Origin of the sequence: Corallococcus sp. CA041A (assembly GCF_003612075.1) — a bacterium.
Classification (GTDB): Bacteria; Myxococcota; Myxococcia; order Myxococcales; family Myxococcaceae; genus Corallococcus; species Corallococcus exiguus.
This window is the reverse complement of the sequence record NZ_RAWF01000454.1, coordinates 1-3777: the sequence shown is the minus strand read 5'-3', so window position 1 is coordinate 3777 and position 3777 is coordinate 1. Positions and strand designations below refer to the sequence as shown.

5 protein-coding genes are annotated in these 3777 nt (G+C 70.5%); 1 reads left to right on the top strand and 4 read right to left on the bottom strand.

Annotated elements, in window-relative coordinates:
* Positions 1-59: 59 nt before the first annotated feature.
* Entirely contained in the window at positions 60-995 is a 936-nt protein-coding gene (gene xerD / locus D7V77_RS40870) for a site-specific tyrosine recombinase XerD (protein WP_120581580.1), read from the bottom strand.
* 125 nt (positions 996-1120) lie between these two features.
* Between xerD and D7V77_RS40865 the strand changes: the two genes are divergently transcribed.
* The gene (locus tag D7V77_RS40865; protein WP_126934139.1) at positions 1121-1435 is read left to right on the top strand and encodes a hypothetical protein; all 315 of its coding nucleotides are present in this window, start codon (positions 1121-1123) and stop codon (positions 1433-1435) included.
* Positions 1436-1460: 25 nt separating this feature from the next.
* On the opposite strand, the gene D7V77_RS40860 is transcribed toward D7V77_RS40865, so the two are convergent.
* The 3 genes from D7V77_RS40860 to D7V77_RS40850 form a co-directional block, all read right to left on the bottom strand.
* Positions 1461-2447: a hypothetical protein gene (locus D7V77_RS40860; protein ID WP_120581578.1), complete on the bottom strand. Its 987-nt coding sequence runs from the start codon at positions 2445-2447 to the stop codon at positions 1461-1463.
* 23 nt (positions 2448-2470) lie between these two features.
* The gene (locus D7V77_RS40855; RefSeq protein WP_120581577.1) at positions 2471-3091 is read right to left on the bottom strand and encodes an L-threonylcarbamoyladenylate synthase; all 621 of its coding nucleotides are present in this window, start codon (positions 3089-3091) and stop codon (positions 2471-2473) included.
* 52 nt (positions 3092-3143) lie between these two features.
* Positions 3144-3777: cation:proton antiporter (locus D7V77_RS40850; RefSeq protein ID WP_199733986.1), on the bottom strand; the 634-nt coding region annotated here is incomplete at its 5' end.

The following is a 3777-nucleotide window of genomic DNA, read 5'->3' as shown; positions in this document are numbered from 1 at the left end:
CCTCCCCGCGGTCCAGGGTCCCCCTCACCCCGTGAAGGATGACGGCTCGACTCCCGGCGTCACGGTGCGGATGGACGCTTGCGCGCGGAGGGCTTGGGCTTGAACGCGTCGCTGCGCGGGTGGAACTCGTCGTACACCTTGCGCAGCCGGGCGCCGTTGACGTGCGTGTAGATCTGCGTCGTCGCCAGGTCCGCGTGGCCCAGCATCTGCTGCACCGCGCGCAGGTCCGCGCCGCGCTCCACCAGGTGCGTGGCGAACGAGTGGCGCAGCTTGTGTGGCGACAGCGGCTTCAGGATGCCGGCCTTCAGCGCGTAGCGCTTGAGCAGCTTCCAGAAGCCCTGCCGCGTGAAGCCTTGCCCGCGCGGCGTGACGAACAGCGCGTCCGCCTGGCGCTTGCCCAGGAACTCCGGCCGCGAATGGGCCAGGTACTCCTGGACCTTTTCAATCGCCACGCGCCCCAGCGGGACGATGCGCTCCTTGGAGCCCTTGCCCCGGGTGACGAGGTAGCCGGACGTGAGCTGCACGTTGTTGAGCTCCAGCGTGCACAGCTCCGTCACGCGCAGGCCGGTGGCGTAGAGCACCTCCAGCATGGCCTTGTCGCGCAGGCCGGTGACGGTGCGCTCGTCGGGCGCGGCGAGCAGCTGCTCCACCTCCTCCAGCGTGAGGAACACGGGCAGCTTCCGGGGCGACTTCGGCGTGTCCACGTCCTCCGTGGGGTCCTTGTCCGCCAGCCGCTCCGCCACGAGGAAGCGGTGGAAGACGCGCAGCGCGGCCAGATGGCGCGCCTGGCTGCGGCGCCCCAGGCCCCGCTTGCCCAGCGTCACCAGGTGCGCGAGCACGTCCTCCTGTTTGACGCGCGCCACGTCGTCCTTGCCGCGCGAGCGCAGGTCCTCGAAGTACACGGTGAGGTCCGCCGCGTAGGCGTCCACCGTCTTGCCGGACAGGCCCCGCTCCGCGCGGATGAAGGCGATGAACGCGTCGAGCAGTCCTTCCATGGTCCCCGGAGGCTACCGGACGCGCCCCCGAGGGCAACTCCCTGACGGCCCCACCCGTCACGACGTTGCCTTCACCCCGGGAAGCGGTCCACCCTGCCGCTTCCCACACTCGAGGAGTGACGAAGATGCGTGCACAGGCATGGATGTGGATGGCGGTCCTCACGCTGGGCAGCGTGGGCACGACGGCCCTGGCGCAGACGCCCGCGCCCGTGGCGAAGGAGCAGAAGACCCGGACGGGCAAGGTGAAGAGCGTCAGCCCGTCCAGCATCCAGCTGGAGGGCACCACCGCGGATGCCCCACCGCTCACCTACGTGGTGGACACGACAAAGCCCCAGCTCACGCAGACCCTCCAGGGCATCCGGGCCGGGGACTCCGTGAAGCTGACCTACGCCCCCAACGACGTGGGCGCGAAGGTCGTCACGGACGTGCAGAAGCAGTAGCGCCCGGCGGCGGCCCCGGGCGCCTTCAGGCCTGGGGTTCCGCCGAGGCCTCCTGGGCGTGCGCGCGCTCCAGCGCCTCCACCACCCAGGGCCAGCCCACCAGGATGTTGCCCGGCGAGCGCAGGCACGCGTCCGCCACCGCCAGCACCTCCGCCGGCCGCGAGCGCACCGCCAGCGCCAGGTGACGGCTCAGGAACGGGTGCGGCAGGTAGCTCAGGTTGTGATGCCGCACCGGCACCCAGCGCAACGTGGGCTTCCCCGTGAAGCGCTCCACCGCGTACGCCACCGCCTGCGCCAGCACCTCCAGCGCGTAGAACGGCAGCCGGAACGCGCACATCAGGAAGGCCACCAGCGCGCTCGCCGCCACCGCGCCCGCGAAGGACACCGTCGAGGCGCTGCTCCACACCAGCATGGGCACCAGGCTGGTGGCGATGGCCGCCACCTGCACGTTGCGCACGGAGGGACCGCGCCCGCTGGACAGGCCGCCAATGCTCCCCGCGGACAGGCCGGACACGATGCCCAGGCACAGGCCCACCGTCATCGCCGCCGCGCCTCCGTGCTCCGGACCGAAGGCACCGCCCGCCGTGGCGTGCAGCCCCGCCAGCATGGACACGCTCGCCAGCGAGCCCAGCAGCACGCCCGACGCGAGCCCCGACACCAGCGCCACCACCAGCCCCACCGCGCTGCACAACCCGGCGGAGACCAGGTACACGCCCCGCATCGGCACGCCCATCAGCCGCAGCCCCAGCCCCGCGAGCACCGTGAGGAGGGGCGACAGCACGACGAGCAGCAGCAGCATCCGCGCCACGAAGGCCCCGGCGGCGCGGCCTCCTTCGGCCTGTTCGCGCCACAGCTGCCCGATGCGGCCCGCGGGCGAGCGGATGCCCGCTTCGCGCAGCCGGTAATGCAAATCAATGGGACGGAGCACCAACAGGCCCAGCAGCGCGAGCGCGCCCGGCACCCGCTCCGGTGAGTCGACGACAGGCGTTGCTGGTAGGTCCCCCTCAGCCAAGGCTTCCCCCTCTGGAATGGATTTCAGGACTCCAGACTACCCTTGCCTTGCCTCAGGATTTCAAGCGTATCGCCTATCAGTGAAACCACCGTGGACGGCTCGTTCAAAGTGACGCCTCCGTCAAGAATCAAATCCAGCCCGTGCCCCAGCGCCGTCTTGATATCCCGAGCGTCCGAGAGAACCGTACCGTCGGTATGGGTTGCCGACGTGGTGATGAGCGGGCGGCCGAGCGCTTTCGCCAGCTCGCGGGGCAAGGCAGCGTCCGGCACTCGCAGGCCCACCTGCTTCTGCTTCGTCATCATCACCTCTGGCACCAGGCGTGTGGCCTCCAGGATGAAGGTGAAGGCACCCGGGGTGAGCCCCTTCATGGCGCGGTAGGCGAAGTTGCTCACGTGCGCGTAGCGGGCCACGTCCGACAGGTCCGGACACAGCAGTGACAAGGGCTTCTTCTTGTCGCGGCCCTTGAGCTGGTACAGCCGCTCAATGGCTTTCTTTGCGTTCAAATCACAGCCGATGCCGTAGTACGTGTCCGTGGGATAGGCGATGAGGCCACCCTTCTCCAGCACCTCCACCGCGCGTGCGATGTGGCGGGGCGAGGGGTGATCCACGTCCACCTCGAGGATGGGAGCGACGGCGGCGGGCATGACGGGAGGCTCCTGGAAGAGGCCACCCCCGGGGTGAGGGGGTGTGCACCCACTATGCGCCGCCGCCCGCCTCCTCCGCACGGATTTCGCCACTGCCCATCAGCGCACGCCGGGTGAGGACGGGCCCCACCAGTTCGTGCGCGGTGATCATCGCGATGATGAGCACCTCCACCTGCGGCCCGAAGGTCGGGAAGGTGCGCGACACCAGCGCCGCCAGGCCGAACGTCACGCCCGCCTGGGAGATGAGCCCCATCCACAGGTAGCGCTTGAGGCGCGGGTCCTCCGCGGGCGCGAACCTGCGGCACGCGCCCCAGATGGCCAGGCCGCGCAGCGCCACGAGCAGCAGCGCTGCGGGCCCCACCGTCACCAGCGTGTCCAGCCGCAGCCCCGCCCCCGCCGCGGCGAAGAAGAGCGCGAACACTGGCAAGCCCGCCTGGTTGATGGCGTGGTGGATGCGCCGGCCCTCGCGCTCGTCCAGGTTCGCGATGAGCGCCCCGGCCGCCAGCGACACCAGCAGCGGCGACAGGTGCAGCCGCGCCCCGCCTTCCGCCGCCGCGAACGACAGCCCCACGAGGAACAGCGGCAGCTCCCGGTTGACGCCTCGCATGTACAGGAGCATCGCCACGGCCAGCAGGCACCCGACCACCACGGAGCCGAACAGCTCCCACCCCCTGTCTCTTATACAC

Coding starts and splice junctions, on each gene's coding strand:
- xerD (WP_120581580.1), bottom strand. CDS start 995: ATGGAAGGACTGCTCGACGCGTTCATCGCCTTCATCCGCGCGGAGCGG.
- D7V77_RS40865 (WP_126934139.1), top strand. CDS start 1,121: ATGCGTGCACAGGCATGGATGTGGATGGCGGTCCTCACGCTGGGCAGC.
- D7V77_RS40855 (WP_120581577.1), bottom strand. CDS start 3,091: ATGCCCGCCGCCGTCGCTCCCATCCTCGAGGTGGACGTGGATCACCCC.